The following is a 17,030-nucleotide window of genomic DNA, read 5'->3' on the forward strand; positions in this document are numbered from 1 at the left end:
GGCGCGCGACGCTCGCGCCACGGCAGAACCCTGCGGCCCTCCCGATCGGGGAGCCGCTCCTCCTCCACCACCGCGGGCCAGCGACGTCCCGATCAGCCATCACCCCCGTGAGGACGGTTCCCATGGCCTCCGCCCAGCCCTCGACCCCGGCCCGCGCCGTGCCCTTCCTGGGCATGCCGCCGGCGCAGGGGATGTACGACCCGGCCGCCGAGAAGGACGCGTGCGGTCTCGCGATGGTCGCCACCATGCGCGGCACCGCCGGCCACGACATCATCGACGCCGCGCTGAACGCGCTGCGCAACCTCGAGCACCGCGGCGCCGTCGGCTCCGACGCGGGAACGGGCGACGGCGCGGGGATCATCACGCAGATCCCGGACGAGTTCCTCCGCGCGGTCGCTCCCTTCGAGCTCCCGCCGCTGGGCCAGTACGCGGTGGGCAACGCCTTCCTCCCGGTGGACGTTTTCGAGCGCGAGCGGGTCAAGTCGACGATCGCCGACATCGCCCGCGAGGAGAACCTCGCCGTGGTCGGCTGGCGCTCCGTGCCCGTGCAGCCCGACGAGATCGGCACGCTCGCCCGGGCCGCCATGCCGGCGATCGAGCAGCTGTTCATCCGGAGCGAGCTGACCGACGAGAGCGGCACGCCCCTCTCCTCCGTGCGCCTCGACCGCCTGACCTTCCGCCTGCGCAAGCGCGTCGAGCGCGAGCTCGAGGTCTACTTCATGTCGCTCTCGAGCCGCACGCTCGTCTACAAGGGGATGGTGACGACGCTCCAGCTGGAGCCGTTCTACCCGGACCTGTCCGACGAGCGCTTCGCGTCGAAGCTCGCGCTGGTGCACTCCCGGTACTCCACCAACACCTTCCCCTCGTGGCCGCTCGCTCAGCCGTTCCGGATGATCGCGCACAACGGCGAGATCAACACGGTGCAGGGCAACCGCAACTGGATGCGCGCGCGCCAGTCGCAGCTGAAGAGCCGCGAGCTGGGCGACCTGGCCCCGCTGTTCCCGATCGTCTCGCCCGGCCGCAGCGACTCCGCCTCGTTCGACGAGACCGTCGAGCTGCTCAATCTGGCCGGCCGGTCGCTCCCGCACGCGGTCATGATGATGGTGCCGGAGGCCTGGGAGAACCAGGACGGCGCGCTCGACCCGAAGCGCCGCGCGTTCTACGAGTACCACTCGATGCTCATGGAGCCGTGGGACGGCCCGGCCGCGATCGTCTTCACCGACGGCGAGCTCGTCGGCGCCACCCTCGACCGCAACGGGCTCCGACCCGGCCGCTTCGTCGTCACCGACGACGGGCTCGTGGTGCTCGCCAGCGAGATCGGCGTGCTCGACATCGACCCCGCGAAGGTGGTCCGCAAGGGACGCCTGCAGCCCGGCCGCATGTTCCTGGTCGACACCGAGCAGGGCCGCATCGTCGAGGACGAGGAGATCAAGGGGCAGCTCGCCGCCTCCGGTCCGTTCGAGGAGTGGCTCGAGAAGGGCCGCATCAACCTCAAGGACCTCCCCGAGCGCGAGCACATCGTGCACACGCCCGCCTCGGTCAACCGCCGCCAGCGCACCTTCGGCTACACCGAGGAGGAGGTCCGCCTCCTCCTGCTGCCGATGGCGCGCGCCGGTGCGGAGCCGCTCGGAGCGATGGGCTCGGACACCCCCGTGGCCGTCCTGTCCAAGCGCCCCCGCCTGCTCTTCGACTACTTCACGCAGGCCTTCGCGCAGGTGACGAACCCGCCGCTGGACTCGATCCGCGAGGAGGTCGTGACCTCGCTCCGTCTGGGCCTCGGCCCCGAGCGCAACCTGCTGACCGCCGGTGCCGAGCACGCGCGCCAGGTCGTCCTCGACTTCCCGGTCATCGACAACGACGAGCTCGCGAAGATCCAGCACATCGCGCCGCGCCCGCTGAGCCACATCACCACGACGATCCGCGGCCTCTACCGCGTCGACGCGGGACCCCGCGCGATGCAGGACCGCATCGACGAGATGTGCGATGAGGCCGACGAGGCCATCGCCGCGGGAGCGCAGTTCCTGGTGCTCTCGGACCGCGACTCCACCAAGGACCTCGCGCCGATCCCCTCGCTGCTGATGCTCGCCGCCGTGCACCACCACCTCATCCGCACCGAGAACCGGATGCGAGTGGGGCTCGTGGTCGAGGCGGGCGACGTCCGCGAGGTGCACCATGTGGCGACGCTCATCGGCTACGGCGCCTCCGCGGTCAACCCGTACCTGGCGATGGAGACCTGCGAGGACCTCGTCCGCAGCGGCATGCTGTCGGACGTCTCGCCGGAGAAGGCCGTGAAGAACGTGATCAAGGCGCTCGGCAAGGGCGTGCTGAAGATCATGTCCAAGATGGGCATCTCCACCGTGTCGAGCTACGCCGGGGCGCAGACCTTCGAGGCCGTCGGCCTCAGCCAGGCGTTCGTCGACCAGTACTTCACCGGCACCGTCTCGAAGCTCGGCGGCATCGGCATCGACGTCGTCGCCGAGGAGAACGCCGCGCGTCACCGCGCCGCGTACCCCGAGGACGGCGCGATCGTCGCGCATGAGCGCCTGGCGGTCGGCGGCGAGTACCAGTGGCGCCGCGACGGCGCCCCGCACCTGTTCAACCCGGACACGGTGTTCCGCCTGCAGCACTCGACGCGCAACCGCCGCTACGACGTCTTCCGCGAGTACACGAAGATGGTCGACGACCAGGCGAGCTCGCTGATGACCCTCCGCGGCATGTTCAAGCTCGACACCGCGGGGCGCACGCCGATCCCGATCGACGAGGTCGAGCCGGTCGAGGCGATCGTCAAGCGCTTCTCGACGGGCGCGATGAGCTACGGCTCCATCTCGCCGGAGGCGCACGAGACGCTCGCCATCGCGATGAACCGCCTCGGCGCCAAGTCGAACACCGGCGAGGGCGGCGAGGACACCGAGCGGCTGCTCGACCCGGAGCGCCGCTCCGCGATCAAGCAGGTCGCCTCGGGCCGCTTCGGCGTCACGAGCATGTACCTCACCCACGCCGACGACATCCAGATCAAGCTCGCCCAGGGTGCCAAGCCCGGCGAGGGCGGTCAGCTCCCGCCCACGAAGGTGTACCCGTGGATCGCGCGCACCCGGCACGCGACCGCCGGCGTCGGCCTGATCTCGCCGCCGCCGCACCACGACATCTACTCGATCGAGGACCTGAAGCAGCTGATCTTCGACCTCAAGCGGGCGAACCCGTCGGCGCGCATCCACGCGAAGCTGGTCAGCCAGTCGGGCATCGGAGCGGTCGCCGCCGGCACCGCGAAGGCCCTCGCCGACGTGATCCTCGTCTCGGGTCACGACGGCGGCACCGGCGCGAGCCCGGTGAACTCGCTCAAGCACGCGGGCACGCCCTGGGAGCTCGGCCTGGCCGAGACCCAGCAGACGCTGATGCTCAACGGCATGCGCGATCGCGTGGTCGTGCAGGTCGACGGCCAGATGAAGACCGGTCGCGACGTCGTCATCGGCGCGCTGCTCGGGGCCGAGGAGTTCGGCTTCGCGACGGCCCCGCTGATCGTCGAGGGCTGCATCATGATGCGCGTCTGCCACCTCGACACCTGCCCGGTGGGCGTCGCGACGCAGAACCCGGAGCTGCGCCAGCGGTTCTCCGGAAAGCCGGAGTTCGTCGTCAACTTCTTCGAGTTCATCGCCCAGGAGGTGCGCGAGTACCTCGCGCAGCTCGGCTTCCGGAGCGTCGACGAGATCGTCGGACACCGCGAGCTGCTCGACGTCGACCAGGCGATCGAGCACTGGAAGGCGAGCGGGCTCGACCTGACGCCGATCCTCGTCGGACCGGTCTTCACGGCGGAGGAGCCGCGCCGCCACGGCCGCGCGCAGGAGCACGAGCTCGAGCACCACTTCGACAACGAGCTGATCCGCCTCGCGGCGAACGTGCTCGACCACCGCGGCACCGTGCGGATCGAGCGCGAGATCAAGAACACCGAGCGCGCCGTCGGCACCATGCTCGGCCACGAGGTCACCGTCCGCTTCGGCGAGAACGGCCTGCCGGCCGACTCCATCGTCGTATCGCTCCGCGGCTCGGCCGGGCAGTCGCTCGGAGCGTTCCTCCCCGCCGGCATCACGCTGCGGCTCGAGGGCGACTCCAACGACTACGTCGGCAAGGGCCTCTCGGGCGGCCAGATCGTGGTGCGGCCGGACCGCCGCAGCACCTTCGACGCCTCGACGAACGTGATCGCGGGCAATGTGATCGGCTACGGGGCGACCCAGGGCACGATGTTCATCCGCGGGATGGTCGGCGAGCGCTTCCTGGTCCGCAACTCCGGCGCCACCGCGGTGGTCGAGGGAGTGGGCGACCACGCGCTCGAGTACATGACCGGCGGCCTGGCGGTGATCCTCGGCGAGACCGGGCGGAACCTCGGCGCCGGCATGTCGGGCGGCACGGCCTACATCCACGGCCTGCGCCGCGAGCTCGTGAACCGCGACGCGATCGCCTCCGGCGAGCTGACCCTCTCCGAGCTCGGCAGCGCCGACGTGGAGATCCTTCGCGACCTGCTCGAGCGGCACGTCGCGGAGACCGAGTCGACCCTGGCCCAGGGGATGCTCGACGATTTCGACGGAACGGTCTCGCGTTTCGTCAAGGTACTGCCCCGCGACTTCGCCGCGGTGCTCGCGACGCGCGCATCCGCTGTGGAGGAGGGGCTCGACCCCGACGGCGACGTCGTCTGGGGACGGATTCTGGAGGTGACCGGTGGCTGATCCCAAGGGGTTCCTGAAGGTGCAGGACCGGGAGCTGCCCAAGCGGCGTCCCGTGTCCGTCCGCCTGATGGACTGGAAAGAGGTCTACGAGCAGGGCGACTCCGCCGTGCTGCGCCGGCAGGCGGGCCGCTGCATGGACTGCGGCATCCCGTTCTGCCACAAGGGCTGCCCGCTGGGGAACCTCATCCCCGAGTGGAACGACCTGATGTGGCGTGGCGAGGGCCGCCAGGCGATCGAGCGCCTGCACGCGACGAACAACTTCCCGGAGTTCACGGGCCGGCTCTGCCCGGCGCCGTGCGAGTCGTCCTGCGTGCTCGGCATCAATCAGCCCGCCGTCACGATCAAGCAGATCGAGGTCTCGATCATCGATCAGGCCTTCGGCAACGACTGGGTGCAGCCGCACCCGCCGGAGCGCCTGACCGGCAAGACCGTCGCGGTCGTCGGCTCCGGCCCGGCGGGGCTCGCCGCCGCTCAGCAGCTCACCCGCGCCGGGCACACCGTCGCGGTCTACGAGCGCGACGACCGCATCGGCGGTCTCCTGCGCTACGGGATCCCGGACTTCAAGATGGAGAAGAAGCACCTCGAGCTCCGCCTGAACCAGATGAAGGCCGAGGGCACCCGGTTCCGCGCGGGCGTCGACATCGGCTCCGACATCACCTGGGACGACCTGCGGGCGCGCTACGACGCGGTCGTGGTCGCCACCGGTGCTCTCGTACCGCGCGACCTGCCGATCCCGGGTCGCGACCTCGACGGCGTGCACTTCGCCATGGAGTACCTCGTGCAGTCGAACCGCGCGATCGCGGGCGACCGCGTCTTCGAGCAGATCTCGGCCGAGGGCAAGCACGTCGTCGTCCTGGGCGGAGGAGACACCGGAGCGGACTGCATCGGCACCGCCCACCGCCAGAAGGCCGCGTCGGTCACGAACCTGGCGATCGGGCAGCAGCCGCCGTCGCAGCGCCCGGACAGCCAGCCCTGGCCGATGGACCCGACCGTGTTCGAGGTCTCGAGCGCCCACGAGGAGGGCGGGGAGCGGATGTTCCTCGCGTCGACCGTGGAGTTCCTCGCGAACGAGGGCGGCGAGGTCCGCGCGGTGCGCGTGGCCGAGACCGAGTACCTCGACGGACGCCGCGTCCCCAAGGCGGGCACCGAGCGCGAGATCCCGGCCGACCTGGTCCTGCTCGCCCTCGGCTTCACCGGCCCGGAGGCGGACCACCTCGGCCGCCAGCTCGACGTCCCCTTCACCGAGCGCGGCAACGTCGCGCGCGGCGACGCCTTCGAGACCACCGTCCCCGGCGTCTTCGTGGCCGGCGACGCCGGGCGCGGCCAGTCCCTGATCGTCTGGGCGATCGCGGAGGGCCGCTCCGTTGCGGCCGAGGTCGACCGCTACCTCGAGGGCACGACCCAGCTGCCGGCGCCGGTCGGCCCCAACGACCGGGGCTTCACGCTCTAGTCCCCGGGACGCGATAGTCTCGGCCCGCCAGCAATCAGCTCACCCTCCCCGCTAACGACGCGCCTCCGGGCGCAGAACAACGGAGCACCCCCTCAATGAGACGAGCGAAAATCGTCGCCACCCTCGGCCCGGCAACGTCGTCGTACGAGACCATTCGTGCGATCATCGACGCCGGCGTGGACGTGGCCCGCATGAACCTCAGTCACGGAAGCTACGACGTCCACGAAGGCATCTACCGCATCGTGCGGAAGGCCGCGGACGACGCCGGGCGCGCGGTCGCGATCCTCGTCGACCTGCAGGGTCCGAAGATCCGCCTCGGCAAGTTCGAGGGCGGCCCGTACGCCCTCGCCGAGGGCGACGTCTTCACCATCACCACCGAGGACGTCCTCGGCACGCGCGAGCTCTCGGGCACCACGTTCAAGGGCCTCCCGGACGACGTGAACCCGGGCGACATGCTCCTCATCGACGACGGCAAGGTCGCTGTCCGCGTCACCGCCGTCGAGGGCCCCCGGGTCGTCACCGAGGTCGTCGTCCCCGGCAACGTCTCGAACAACAAGGGCATCAACCTGCCCGGTGTCGCGGTCAACGTCCCCGCACTCTCCCAGAAGGACGAGGACGACCTCCGCTGGGCGATCCGCCTCGGCGCCGACATCATCGCCCTCTCCTTCGTGCGCAACGCCAGCGACATCGAGCGCGTGCACGAGATCATGGCGGAGGAGGGCCGCAAGGCTCCCGTCATCGCCAAGATCGAGAAGCCGCAGGCGGTCGACAACCTGCAGGAGATCATCGACGTCTTCGACGGCATCATGGTCGCCCGCGGCGACCTCGGCGTCGAGCTGCCCCTCGAGGCGGTGCCGATCGTGCAGAAGCACGCCGTCGAGCTCGCCCGCCGCTGGGCGAAGCCGGTCATCGTCGCGACCCAGATGCTCGAGTCGATGATCGAGAGCCCCCGCCCCACGCGGGCCGAGGCCTCGGACGTCGCGAACGCCATCCTCGACGGCGCGGACGCGGTCATGCTCTCGGGCGAGACCAGCGTCGGAGCCTGGCCCGTCGTCACCGTGCAGACCATGGCCCGCATCGTCGAGTCCACCGAGGAGCACGGCCTGGAGCGCATCCCCCCGCTGGGGAGCAAGCCCCGCACCCAGGGCGGATCCGTCACGCTGGCCGCCGCCGAGGTCGCCGAGTTCGTCGAGGCGAAGTTCCTCTGCGTGTTCACGGAGTCGGGCGACTCGGTCCGCCGCATGACGCGCCTGCGCCACGGCATCCCGATCATCGGCTTCACCCCCGAGCCCGCCGTCCGGCGCCGCATGGCGCTGAACTGGGGCGTCCAGTCCTTCGTCACGCCGCGCGTCAACCACACCGACGCGATGTTCGCGCAGGTGGACGCGGTGCTGCTCCGCGAGGGCCTCGCCCAGGCGGGCGAGACCGTGGTCGTCGTCTCCGGATCGCCCCCCGGGCGCGCCGGCACGACGAACGACATGCGGGTGCACATCGTCGGCTCGTCCAGCTCGGCCGACAGGGCCGAGAACTGGGACCACTGAGTCCAGCACCCCCGGAGGGCCCGGTCGCGCGAGCGGCCGGGCCCTCCGGCGTTCCCCGGCGGTCCGCGTGGCGGGACGCGCCTCCGCGGGCGGATACCGTGGACCCATGCGACTCGGCGTGCTCGACATCGGCTCCAACACGGTCCACCTGCTCCTCGTCGACGCGCACCCCGGCGCCCGCCCGGTGCCCTACCGCTCGCACAAGCGGAGCCTCGCTCTCGTGGCGCACCTCGACGAGGCGGGGGAGATCACCGAGCGTGGCCAGCGCGAGCTGATCGCGTTCGTGACCGAGGCCGCCGAGGTCGCCCGCGAGCACCGCGCGGAGGACCTGCTGGCGTTCGCGACCTCGGCGATCCGCGAGGCCGGCAACGGCGCGGCGGTCCTCGACCGGGTCCGCGCCGAGACGGGCGTGCACCTCCAGGAGCTCGGCGGCGAGGCGGAGGCGTCGGCCACCTTCCTCGCCGTGCGCCGCTGGTTCGGCTGGGGCGCGGGCTCGATCCTGGACCTCGACATCGGCGGTGGCTCGTTCGAGCTCTCGATGGGCGTGGACGAGGTGCCCGAGCTCGCCGTGTCGGTCCCGCTCGGAGCGGGGCGGGTGACGCGGGACCTGCTGGTCGGCGATCCCGCCTCGGCCACGAGCGTGAAGGCCGCCCGGCGTCACGCCCGCGAGGTGCTCGCGGAGCCCGTCCGCGGCTTCCTCGCCCTGGGGCGCCCCGACCTGGTCGCAGGCACGTCGAAGACCTTCCGGTCTCTGGCGCGGATCACCGGCGCCGCTCCGAGCGCCGCCGGTCCGCTGGTGCGCCGGGAGCTGCACCTGGTCGACCTCCGGCTGTGGTCCGCCCGCCTCGCCGCGATCAGCGCGGCCGACCGCTCAGCGCTGCCCGGCGTCTCCGCTCTGCGGGCTCCGCAGCTGCTCGCGGGCGCTCTCATCGCGGAGGCGGCCATGGACGCCCTCGGCATCGAGACGCTGGTGATCTGCCCCTGGGCCACCCGCGAGGGGCTGATCATCCGCCGCTTCGAGCTGCTCGACGCGCAGATCCAGCGTGCGGACGTTCAGCTCAGCGCGATGCTGTAGGACAGCGACCGCCGGCCGCCCGGCACGAGGACGATCTGGCGCGGCTTGTCGACGATGTCGCCGTCCCAGCCCTCGGGGGTCGGGACGCTCCGCCACGGCTCGAGGCAGACGAACGGGGCCCCGACGGGCTTCCACACGCCGACCACGTCGAAGTCCCCGGTGTCGACGACGATCGCGCGGGCGGCGCCGTCGGCCTCGAGCCGGAGGGTCCGCCGGCGCGGCTCGTCGAAGATCATCACGCCCTCCTCGAAGTGCGCGTCGTCCACTGTCAGGACCCCGTCCTCGAGCGGCGCCGGGTGGCGCGCCTCGAGCAGCAGGTTCTCCGGAGCGCGGCGGTACCCCTCCGGCTCGGGCTGCGCGAAGCGGATGCGGTGCTCGCCGCGGCCCTCGGGCAGCGGCAGCGCGAAGGCCGGGTGGTTGCCGAGCGAGAAGCCCAGCGGAGAGGGACCCCTGTTCTCGACGGTCTGGGTGATCCGGAGCGAGGCGCCGGTCACGGCGTAGGCGATGAGGAGCGTCCAGTCGAAGGGGAACACCGCGCGCGTGGCGTCGTCGCTCCGGAGCCGGAACACCGCCTCGTCCGCCGAGACGCCCGCGAGTTCGAAGACCCGGTCCCGCGCGAAGCCGTGCTGCCCCATCCGGTGGTCCGCGCCGTCGTGGTGCAGCGTGTCGCCGGGGAGGCGCCCGATGATCGGGAACAGGACGGGAGCGTGCCGGCGCCACTCCGGGCCGGCCTGCCACAGGTACTCGCGGCCCTCGTCGTCGCGGAGGGACGTCATCTCGGCCCCGGCGGTCGTCAGGGCGAGGCGCAGGCTCTCGCTGCCGAGGGTGAGGACGGTGGGCGCGGGGGAGTCGCTGCTGGTCATCCTCCGATTCTGCCCGTCACGCGGTGCGGGCGGGGGTGTCGGCGGCGCGTGGCAGCATGGGGCGGTGCCTCCCGAGTCGACCCCCTCCTCCTGGCGCGCCCGCGTCGGCGAGCTCAGCGGATCCGCGGAGGCCGAGTCGCCGACCGTCCTCACTCCGATCGGGCTGCAGTTCGAGCTGCGCCGGCTGGTGCGCCGGGCCGACGATCCGTGGCGGGCGCCGGCGAGCGAGCGCGTCACGGCGAAGACCTACGACCCCGACGAGCGCCGCGACCACCGTCTGGCCACCCGCCCCGCCGTCCGTGGGCGCGGGGGCGCCTGGAACCGCACCACCCTCACCTGGAAGTCGCTGAACTTCCAGACCCACCGGCTCTCGCTCGACCCCGCTCACCAGCGCTGGTTCGCCGAGTTCGCGGCTCTGCACCGCGCCACGCGCACCGTCCACCTCGGGCAGGACCCCGACTGGATCCACCTCGACGACTACGAGAGCCCACTGCTCTGGCGGCTGCTCGAGCAGGCGCAGGCCGCCGGGATCCCGCTGCTCGCCCCGGAGAAGGGCGCGGTCCGTCTCGCCGGTCCCGCGCATGTGGCGGTGACGGTCTCGGCGGAGGAGGGAGCGCTCCGGCTGCGGCCCGTCCTGCGGATCGACGGCGCGGAGCACGCGCCCGAGTCGGCGCGTCCGGTCGCCCGGCACGGCGTCTACGCGGTCGAGGGCGGCGATCCGTCCTCGCTCCTGCTCGCGCCCGCGTCCCTGCCCTTCGACGACGAGGAGCTGCGGCTCCTCGACCACCCCGAGGAGACGGAGGTCCCGGCGGAGGACGTGCCCGAGTTCGTCGGCGAGCACCTCCCCGCCCTCCGCGGCCGCGTCGCGGTGCGCGAGGAGGGCGTCGACCTCGTCCTGGACGATCCGGAGCCCCCGCGCCTGGTCTGCACGGTCTCGTTCGAGCCGCGGCGCGCCGTCAGGGTGGGCTGGCACTGGCGCCGCTCGCCCGATCGCGCGGGCGAGCTCGACGGCACGGCCGACGCGGCTCTCGAGCGCGCGGTGCTCCGCCGGGTGCGCTCGGTGCTCGGCGAGGCCGGGTCCGCTCTCGTGCCGGAGCCGGGGACGAGCGCGGTCCTGCGCGGGGCCGAGGCGGCGGTGTTCGTGGTGGAGCAGCTCCCGCAGCTGGAGGGGATCGGCGGGGTCCGGATCGAGCGCGAGGGCGCGGCCCCGGACTACCGCCTGCTGACCGGACCGCTCACGCTCACCATCACCGCGGTCGACACCGAGAGCGCCGACTGGTTCGACCTCGGCGTCGTCGTGACCATCGGCGACGCGACCGTGCCGTTCCTGCCCCTCTTCCGCGCTCTGGCCGCGGGCGGCGACCGCATCCGCCTGGTCGACCACTCCTACCTCTCGCTCGCGCACCCCGGCCTCGACCGGCTCCGGGAGCTGCTGACCCGGGCGGACGAGCTCGAGGAGTGGGAGACGGGACCGCGGCTCGGCCGGCACCAGGCCGGGCTGTGGAACGAGCTGGAGGAGCTCGCCGACGAGAGCGTCCCCTCCGACGCGTGGCGCGCCGTGCTCGACTCCGCGCTGGCCGCCGGGTCGCCGGAGGACGTGGAGCCGCCGGAGGGCCTGACCGCCCGGCTGCGTCCGTACCAGCGGGCGGGCTACGCCTGGCTCGTGCACCGCCTCCGTCACGGGCTCGGCGGGATCCTGGCCGACGACATGGGCCTCGGCAAGACCCTGCAGGCGCTGGCCATGATGCTCGACGCGGTCGAGGAGGCGGGCCGCGCCGGGATCCGCCGCGCGCCGTTCCTCGTGGTCGCCCCCACCTCGGTCGTGCCGGGCTGGCGCTCGGAGGCCGAGCGCTTCGCGCCCGCCCTGCGCGTCCACGTCGTCGCGAGCTCGCGGGAGGGCGCGCTCGACGCGATCCCGGCCGACGCGGACGTGGTCCTCACCAGCTACGCGGTCCTGCGCCTCGGCGGCGAGCGCTGGGCGTCGAGGACGTGGTCGGCGCTGATCCTCGACGAGGCCCAGTTCGTCAAGAACCCCGCCTCGCAGACGCACCGGGCCGCCCGCGGGGTCGGCGCGGCCGTCACGCTCGCGCTCACCGGCACACCGCTGGAGAACTCGCTCGACGAGCTCTGGGCGGTCCTCGCCCTGGTGGCGCCCGGGCTCCTGCCGCCGCTGCGCCGCTTCCGCGAGGAGTACACCCGGCCGATCCTGCACGCGGAGGCGCCCGTCGGCATCGCCTCGCCCGATCTGTCCGAGGGACGGACCGTCAGCCACACCGAGGGCGCGCGCCGCCGCCTCGAGAGACTGCGCCGACGACTGCGTCCGTTCCTGCTCCGCCGCACCAAGGAGGCGGTGGCGCCGGAGCTCCCCGAGAAGCAGGAGCAGACGATCGAGGTCGCGCTGACCCCCGCCCACCGGGTGCTCTACGACGGCTACCTCCAGCGCGAGCGGCGGAAGCTCCTGGGTCTGGTCGACGACCTCGACCGGCAGCGCTTCACGGTGTTCCGATCGCTCACCCTCCTGCGCCTGCTCGCGCTCGACGCGTCCCTGGTCGACCCGGCCTACCGGCACGTCCCGTCCGCGAAGCTCGACGTGCTCGTCGAGCAGCTCGACGACGTGATCGCGGAAGGCCGTCGGGCCCTCGTCTTCAGCACCTTCACCTCGTACCTGGAGCGGGCGGGGGAGCGGCTGCGTCGGCGCGGCATCCCGTTCGTGCAGCTCGACGGCTCCACGCGGGACCGCGCGGGAGTGATCGAGGAGTTCCGCTCGGGAGCCGCGCCCGTCTTCCTGATCAGCCTGAAGGCGGGCGGCACCGGGCTCACCCTCACCGAGGCCGACCACGTCTTCATCCTCGACCCGTGGTGGAACCCGGCGGCCGAGGCGCAGGCCGTCGACCGCGCGCACCGCATCGGCCAGGAGCGGCGGGTGAACGTGTACCGGCTGGTGGCGACGGACACGATCGAGGAGAAGATCGTGCGCCTCCAGGAGCGCAAGGGCCGCCTCAGCACGGCGGTGCTCGACGAGGGCGAGCTCTTCGCCCGGGCGCTGTCGGCCGACGACGTCCGCGAACTGCTGGCCGAGTGACCACGGCCCCACGAAGGGTGACAGAACGGCCAGCCGCGGCCCAGGATCCGAGCGCACACTGAGCGGATGAGACGCCGCCGCCCCCGCCCCCGCGCCGACTGGATCGTCGCCCTCGAGAAGGGCGACGACGCCGGGCTCTTCGGACCGGGCAGCGCGGTCTGGGCGGTCAACGGCGGCCTGCCCACGATGATCGCCGGAGTGCGGGCTCTGCTCATGCAGACCCTCCATGCCGGAGCGATGGCCGGTGTGCACGACCACTCCCGCTACCGCGAGGACCCGATGAGCCGCCTCGACAACACGGTCCGCTGGGTCCTGACCACCAGCTTCGGCGACACCGCCGCGGCGAGCGGAGCGGCGCGCTGGGTGACCGGCGTGCACGAGCGGATCGTCGGCTCCTACGAGGACGCCGGCGGGCGTGAGCGCTCCTACTCGGCGCAGGACCCCCGCCTGCTGCTCTGGGTGCACGACGCCTTCACCGACGCGTTCCTCGGCGCCCACGAGATCTGGGGCGGACGGATCCCCGGCGGCCCCGACGCCTACGTGCGCGAGTGGGCCGCCTCCGGCCGGCTGCTCGGAGTGCAGGATCCGCCCGAGAGCGTCGCGGAGCTCCGCGCGCAGCTCGCCGGATTCGCGGGCGAGCTCAAGCCCGACGCACGCGTGCACGAGGCGGTCGGGTTCCTCCGCGACATCCGGCTGCCGGGCGAGGCGGGCGTGGTCTACCCGCTGCTGTTCGCCGGCGCGGTCGCCTCGCTCAGCCCCGAGGTGCGGAGGCTCCTAGGCCTCCGGCGCCCGTGGTGGCCCGCGATCACGGCGAACCGCCTGCTGTTCGTGTTCCTGGGCCGGTATCTCGGCCGGGTCTCGCCGAGCGAGCAGGCCGCGATCGACCGCATCGCCGGCCTCGACCAGGTTCGCACCGGCGCCTGACGCTCTTCCCGTACACCTGTCCGGGAAGTGGTAGACTGACGTCGATGACTCCCGCCCGCCTCGCCTCCGTGCCCGCGGCGGAGTCCCCCTCGGCGCTCGGCTCCGCCGATCCGCGAGCCCGGCGCACCCGCCGCCGCGTGTTCGACGCGGTCGAGCGGCTCGTCATGCAGAGCGACGGCGAGAGGGCCGAGGGCATCGCGGTGAGCGACATCGTGCGCGAGGCCGGGATCAGCCGCAGCTCGTTCTACGCCCACTTCGACGACGCGGCGGGAGTCGCCTCCGCGCTGCTCCGCCAGGACCTCGTGGTCGCCGACGTCGCCGAGGGCGATCCCGCCGACCGCTCCGGAGCCGACGCCCTGCAGCGCGGCTACTCGCGGCTCGTCGAGCGGCTGGTCGACCGCCACGCCTTCCATGCCCGGCTCCGCGCGCGGGCCTCCGCCCGGGTCGCCTCCGACGACGCCGTGCTCGACACGGCGCTCGCCCTGCACCGCGAGGTGCTCGCCCGGGTCGACGTCCCCGCAGCGGTCGACCCCGAGCTCACCGCGGTCTTCGCGGCCGGCGGCGTCCTCTCCGTGGTCGGCGCCTGGCTCGCCGGCTCCCTCGACGGCACCGACGAGGAGCTGGTCGAGCACCTCGTCGCGCTGCTCCCGGCCTGGCTCGCCGCGGCGCCGCTGCGCCCCCTGGACTCCTCACTCCCACCACGCCCCACGACGAAAGGCACGACATGATGACATTCGAGGTCGGCGAGACCCTGGTCTACCCGCACCACGGAGCGGTGACGATCACCGGGCTCGAGAAGCGCTCGGTCAAGGGCGTCGAGAAGACGTTCATGACGATGAACGTGCACACCAGCGAGCTCACCATCACCCTCCCCGTCGAGAACGCCGAGCTCGTCGGCGTCCGCGAGATCATCGACGACGCCGGAGTCCAGGCGGTCTACGACGTCCTGCGCAGCGACGTCGCGGAGGAGGCCAGCAACTGGTCCCGCCGCTTCAAGGCCAACCAGGAGAAGATGGCCAGCGGCAGCGTGTACCGCGTCAGCGAGGTCGTCCGCGACCTGTGGCGCCGCGAGCAGGCGGGCGGCGTCTCGGCCGGCGAGAAGCGGATGCTCCTCAAGGCGCGTCAGATCCTCGTGTCGGAGCTCTCGCTCGCCCTGAAGGGCACCGACGAGGAGGCCTCGGCCAAGCTCGACGAGGTCCTCGCCTCGGCGATCTGACCCGGCGTCGCGGCGGGTCGGCTCACTCGGGTCGGCACGCCGCGATGATCCTCGCGGCGACCTCGTCCTGCGAGGCGGAGCCGTCGATCCGCACCAGGAGCTCGCGCTCGTCGTAGACCTCCGCCAGAGGAGCCGTCTCGCGCTCGTAGACCTCGATCCGGTTCCGCACCACCTCGGGGTCGTCGTCGGCGCGGTCCTGCTCCTGCGCCCGCACGTGCAGCCGTTCGAGGACCACGTCCGCGTCGGCCGTCAGCAGCACGACGCACGAGAGCGGCGTGCCCCGCTCCTCGAGGAGCTCCGCCAGCGCGTCCACCTGGGCGAGCGTGCGCGGGTAGCCGTCGAGGATGAACCCGTCCCGGGCGTCCTCCTCGGCGATGCGCTCGGCGACCAGGGCGTTTGTCAGCTCGTCCGGCACGTACTCGCCGGCCTCCACGAGCGCCCGCAGACGCCGTCCGAGGTCGGTGCCGTCGGCGACGTGCGCGCGGAACAGATCGCCGGTGGAGATCGCCGGCACCCCCAGCTCGCGCGACAGCACGGCCGCCTGGGTGCCCTTGCCCACGCCGGGCGGGCCCATCATGATGACGCGCATCGCTCGTCCTCCTCGGTGTCGTCAGGCGATGCTAGCGGTGCGGAGCAGGGTGGCCGGTGCACACCGCGCCCGTAGGCTGGCGGGACGAGCCGAGGAGGAGCGATGCCCGCAGCACCCGGGGCCGAGCAGGCCGCTGCCGATCTGGCTGCGCTCCTGCGCGAGGTCTCCGCCGAGCTCGACGCCCGCGGCATCGCCGACCAGGCCGTCGCCGAGCTGCGGACGCCGCGCGCGATCCTCGGCTTCCACCGCAAGCCGGTGATGGCGCCGGTGACCCGCGCGTGGCGCCTCGGCGTGCTCCTCCTCGGACGCGAGGGAGAGCTCCTCGCGACGGGCTCTGTCACGCGTGCCGTCGCTCCGCTGCACGCCAACAACCAGTCCGAGTCGCAGGAGGCGCGCCGCGAGATCCGGCGCGCCGCCTTCGACGGTCCGTTCCAGGAGGGCGAGATCGTCAACTACGGCTGCCGGCGCCTCGCACTGGACGCCGCAGCGCTCGAGTCGGGCCAGGAGCCGCTGGCACTGCACGGCTCCGAGGTGCTCGTGCGCTGGGCGCCCGGTCTGGGAGAGCAGGGACTGATGCCGCTGCGCCGGTACCTGGCCGACCGCCTCGACCTCCTCGAGGCCGACTAGCGCCGGGTCACTCCTCCTCGGCCACCGGATGGAACCACGGCGGGTAGACGGCGACGCGGGGAGAGGCGTCGATGCCCTCGAAGAGAGCCTTGACGCGGTTGCGGGCGGCGACCGACGCCACGCCGACCGTCGCGACGCCCTCGAGCGGGAAGCGCTCGGGCACGAGCGCCTCGGCGCTGCGCAGGGCCGGCTCGTCGACCAGGAGGCGCGCGAAGGTGCGCACGAGCGCGTCGCCCTCGGTGAAGCGCGTGAGGACGTGGGAGGCGTCGCCGTCGCTCAGGACCGGGGCGGAGGCGAGCGAGCCCACCAGGACGACGTACTGCGAAGCGGTGGTCTCGTGGGCGCTCGGCGACCAGTGCGGAGCGACCCGCTCGCCGCGCAGGTCGGCCCAGAGGGCGGCGTCGGGGGAGAGGAAGAAGGGCACGAAGCCGGCGACGCTGACGCCGTCCTTCACCTGCACGGCACGGCGGTGCTCGCGGGTGGTCTCGGCGCTGACGTCGATCGCGGGGCGCTCCTGGAGCTGCTGGTCCGCCAGGATCGCGCCGGCGGCGACGATCGCCTCGAGGTTGTCGAGGTGGGTGACGTGGTAGATCCGCTGCGCGGCGATGTCGACCTTCGGCAGGGGCTTCTCGCGCGCCGTGCCGCGGGCGGCGGCACGGGCGGTGGCCGCACGGGAGGTCCCGGGCACGCGCGCGGGGGCGCGGGTGGCACGGCCGACCTGCTCGGGGAGCTTCTTCGGGGTGCAGACGTCGCAGAGCGCGATGTCGAGGCCGTGGATGCATTCGGTGGGCACTCTGGATTCCTTCTGCGCGCGGGCTCGGGGTTCCGCCGCAGGGACGACGTTACGCGACCGGGGCCCTCGCGCGTCCCGGCGGCGGCGATCCGCGGGGCCGCGGCGTCCGCCCGGGCATCCTCTGGGAGGCGCCGGAGCACCGCTCCCCGCCG

At 72.8% G+C, this 17,030-nt stretch carries 12 protein-coding genes; 9 read left to right on the forward strand and 3 right to left on the reverse strand.

Going from position 1 to position 17,030, the window contains the following annotated elements:
- Positions 1–122 precede the first annotated feature (122 nt).
- The 4 genes from gltB (at position 123) to C5C37_RS03280 (ending at position 8,784) form a co-directional block, all read left to right on the forward strand.
- Positions 123–4,718 carry a glutamate synthase large subunit gene (gene gltB, locus C5C37_RS03265; RefSeq protein WP_104338472.1) on the forward strand — a complete coding sequence of 1,532 codons (4,596 nt, stop codon included), beginning with the start codon at positions 123–125 and terminating at the stop codon, positions 4,716–4,718.
- Positions 4,711–6,168, forward strand: coding sequence for a glutamate synthase subunit beta (locus tag C5C37_RS03270; protein ID WP_104246790.1), 1,458 nt, complete (start codon positions 4,711–4,713; stop codon positions 6,166–6,168). The genes gltB and C5C37_RS03270 overlap by 8 nt, the downstream gene beginning before the upstream one ends.
- 95 nt (positions 6,169–6,263) lie before the next feature.
- Positions 6,264–7,709: a pyruvate kinase gene (gene pyk / locus C5C37_RS03275; protein WP_104221869.1), complete on the forward strand. Its 1,446-nt coding sequence runs from the start codon at positions 6,264–6,266 to the stop codon at positions 7,707–7,709.
- A 106-nt stretch (positions 7,710–7,815) separates the two neighbouring features.
- A complete protein-coding gene (locus tag C5C37_RS03280; RefSeq protein ID WP_104292123.1) occupies positions 7,816–8,784 on the forward strand; it encodes an exopolyphosphatase in 969 nt (322 codons plus the stop codon).
- Here C5C37_RS03280 and C5C37_RS03285 read toward each other — a convergent pair.
- Positions 8,763–9,647, reverse strand: coding sequence for an aldose 1-epimerase family protein (locus C5C37_RS03285; RefSeq protein WP_104338473.1), 885 nt, complete (start codon positions 9,645–9,647; stop codon positions 8,763–8,765). The genes C5C37_RS03280 and C5C37_RS03285 overlap by 22 nt on opposite strands.
- Positions 9,648–9,711: 64 nt before the next feature.
- Here C5C37_RS03285 and C5C37_RS03290 point away from each other — a divergent pair, with 64 nt between their 5' ends.
- The 4 genes from C5C37_RS03290 to C5C37_RS03305 all read left to right on the forward strand — a co-directional run bounded on the left by C5C37_RS03290 (position 9,712) and on the right by C5C37_RS03305 (position 14,869).
- Positions 9,712–12,729, forward strand: a complete 3,018-nt coding sequence (locus C5C37_RS03290; RefSeq protein ID WP_104338502.1) for a DEAD/DEAH box helicase — start codon at positions 9,712–9,714, stop codon at positions 12,727–12,729.
- 66 nt (positions 12,730–12,795) lie between these two features.
- Positions 12,796–13,653 (forward strand): oxygenase MpaB family protein, encoded by an 858-nt coding sequence (locus C5C37_RS03295; RefSeq protein WP_104338474.1) that lies wholly within the window; start codon positions 12,796–12,798, stop codon positions 13,651–13,653.
- Between the two features lie 44 nt (positions 13,654–13,697).
- Positions 13,698–14,381 (forward strand): TetR/AcrR family transcriptional regulator, encoded by a 684-nt coding sequence (locus tag C5C37_RS03300; protein WP_104221877.1) that lies wholly within the window; start codon positions 13,698–13,700, stop codon positions 14,379–14,381.
- Complete coding sequence (locus C5C37_RS03305) at positions 14,381–14,869, forward strand: CarD family transcriptional regulator (protein WP_068257183.1); 489 nt, start codon at positions 14,381–14,383, stop codon at positions 14,867–14,869. Before C5C37_RS03300 ends, C5C37_RS03305 begins: the two co-directional genes overlap by 1 nt.
- A 22-nt stretch (positions 14,870–14,891) precedes the next feature.
- Here the strand turns inward: C5C37_RS03305 and C5C37_RS03310 are convergent, their stop codons facing one another.
- On the reverse strand, positions 14,892–15,458 hold the full coding sequence (locus C5C37_RS03310; protein ID WP_104221879.1) for an adenylate kinase: 567 nt from the start codon (positions 15,456–15,458) through the stop codon (positions 14,892–14,894).
- A 102-nt stretch (positions 15,459–15,560) separates the two neighbouring features.
- Between C5C37_RS03310 and C5C37_RS03315 the strand changes: the two genes are divergently transcribed.
- A complete protein-coding gene (locus tag C5C37_RS03315; protein ID WP_104221881.1) occupies positions 15,561–16,085 on the forward strand; it encodes a hypothetical protein in 525 nt (174 codons plus the stop codon).
- A 7-nt stretch (positions 16,086–16,092) separates the two neighbouring features.
- Here the strand turns inward: C5C37_RS03315 and C5C37_RS03320 are convergent, their stop codons facing one another.
- Positions 16,093–16,878, reverse strand: coding sequence for a DarT ssDNA thymidine ADP-ribosyltransferase family protein (locus C5C37_RS03320; protein WP_104221883.1), 786 nt, complete (start codon positions 16,876–16,878; stop codon positions 16,093–16,095).
- Between the last annotated feature and the right edge of the window lie 152 nt (positions 16,879–17,030).

It is taken from the genome of Rathayibacter sp. AY1F9, from assembly GCF_002932155.1.
GTDB lineage: Bacteria > Actinomycetota > Actinomycetes > Actinomycetales > Microbacteriaceae > Rathayibacter.

Coding starts and splice junctions, on each gene's coding strand:
- C5C37_RS03315 (WP_104221881.1), top strand. CDS start 15,561: ATGCCCGCAGCACCCGGGGCCGAGCAGGCCGCTGCCGATCTGGCTGCG.
- C5C37_RS03285 (WP_104338473.1), bottom strand. CDS start 9,647: ATGACCAGCAGCGACTCCCCCGCGCCCACCGTCCTCACCCTCGGCAGC.
- C5C37_RS03280 (WP_104292123.1), top strand. CDS start 7,816: ATGCGACTCGGCGTGCTCGACATCGGCTCCAACACGGTCCACCTGCTC.
- C5C37_RS03295 (WP_104338474.1), top strand. CDS start 12,796: ATGAGACGCCGCCGCCCCCGCCCCCGCGCCGACTGGATCGTCGCCCTC.
- pyk (WP_104221869.1), top strand. CDS start 6,264: ATGAGACGAGCGAAAATCGTCGCCACCCTCGGCCCGGCAACGTCGTCG.
- gltB (WP_104338472.1), top strand. CDS start 123: ATGGCCTCCGCCCAGCCCTCGACCCCGGCCCGCGCCGTGCCCTTCCTG.
- C5C37_RS03305 (WP_068257183.1), top strand. CDS start 14,381: ATGACATTCGAGGTCGGCGAGACCCTGGTCTACCCGCACCACGGAGCG.
- C5C37_RS03300 (WP_104221877.1), top strand. CDS start 13,698: ATGACTCCCGCCCGCCTCGCCTCCGTGCCCGCGGCGGAGTCCCCCTCG.
- C5C37_RS03310 (WP_104221879.1), bottom strand. CDS start 15,458: ATGCGCGTCATCATGATGGGCCCGCCCGGCGTGGGCAAGGGCACCCAG.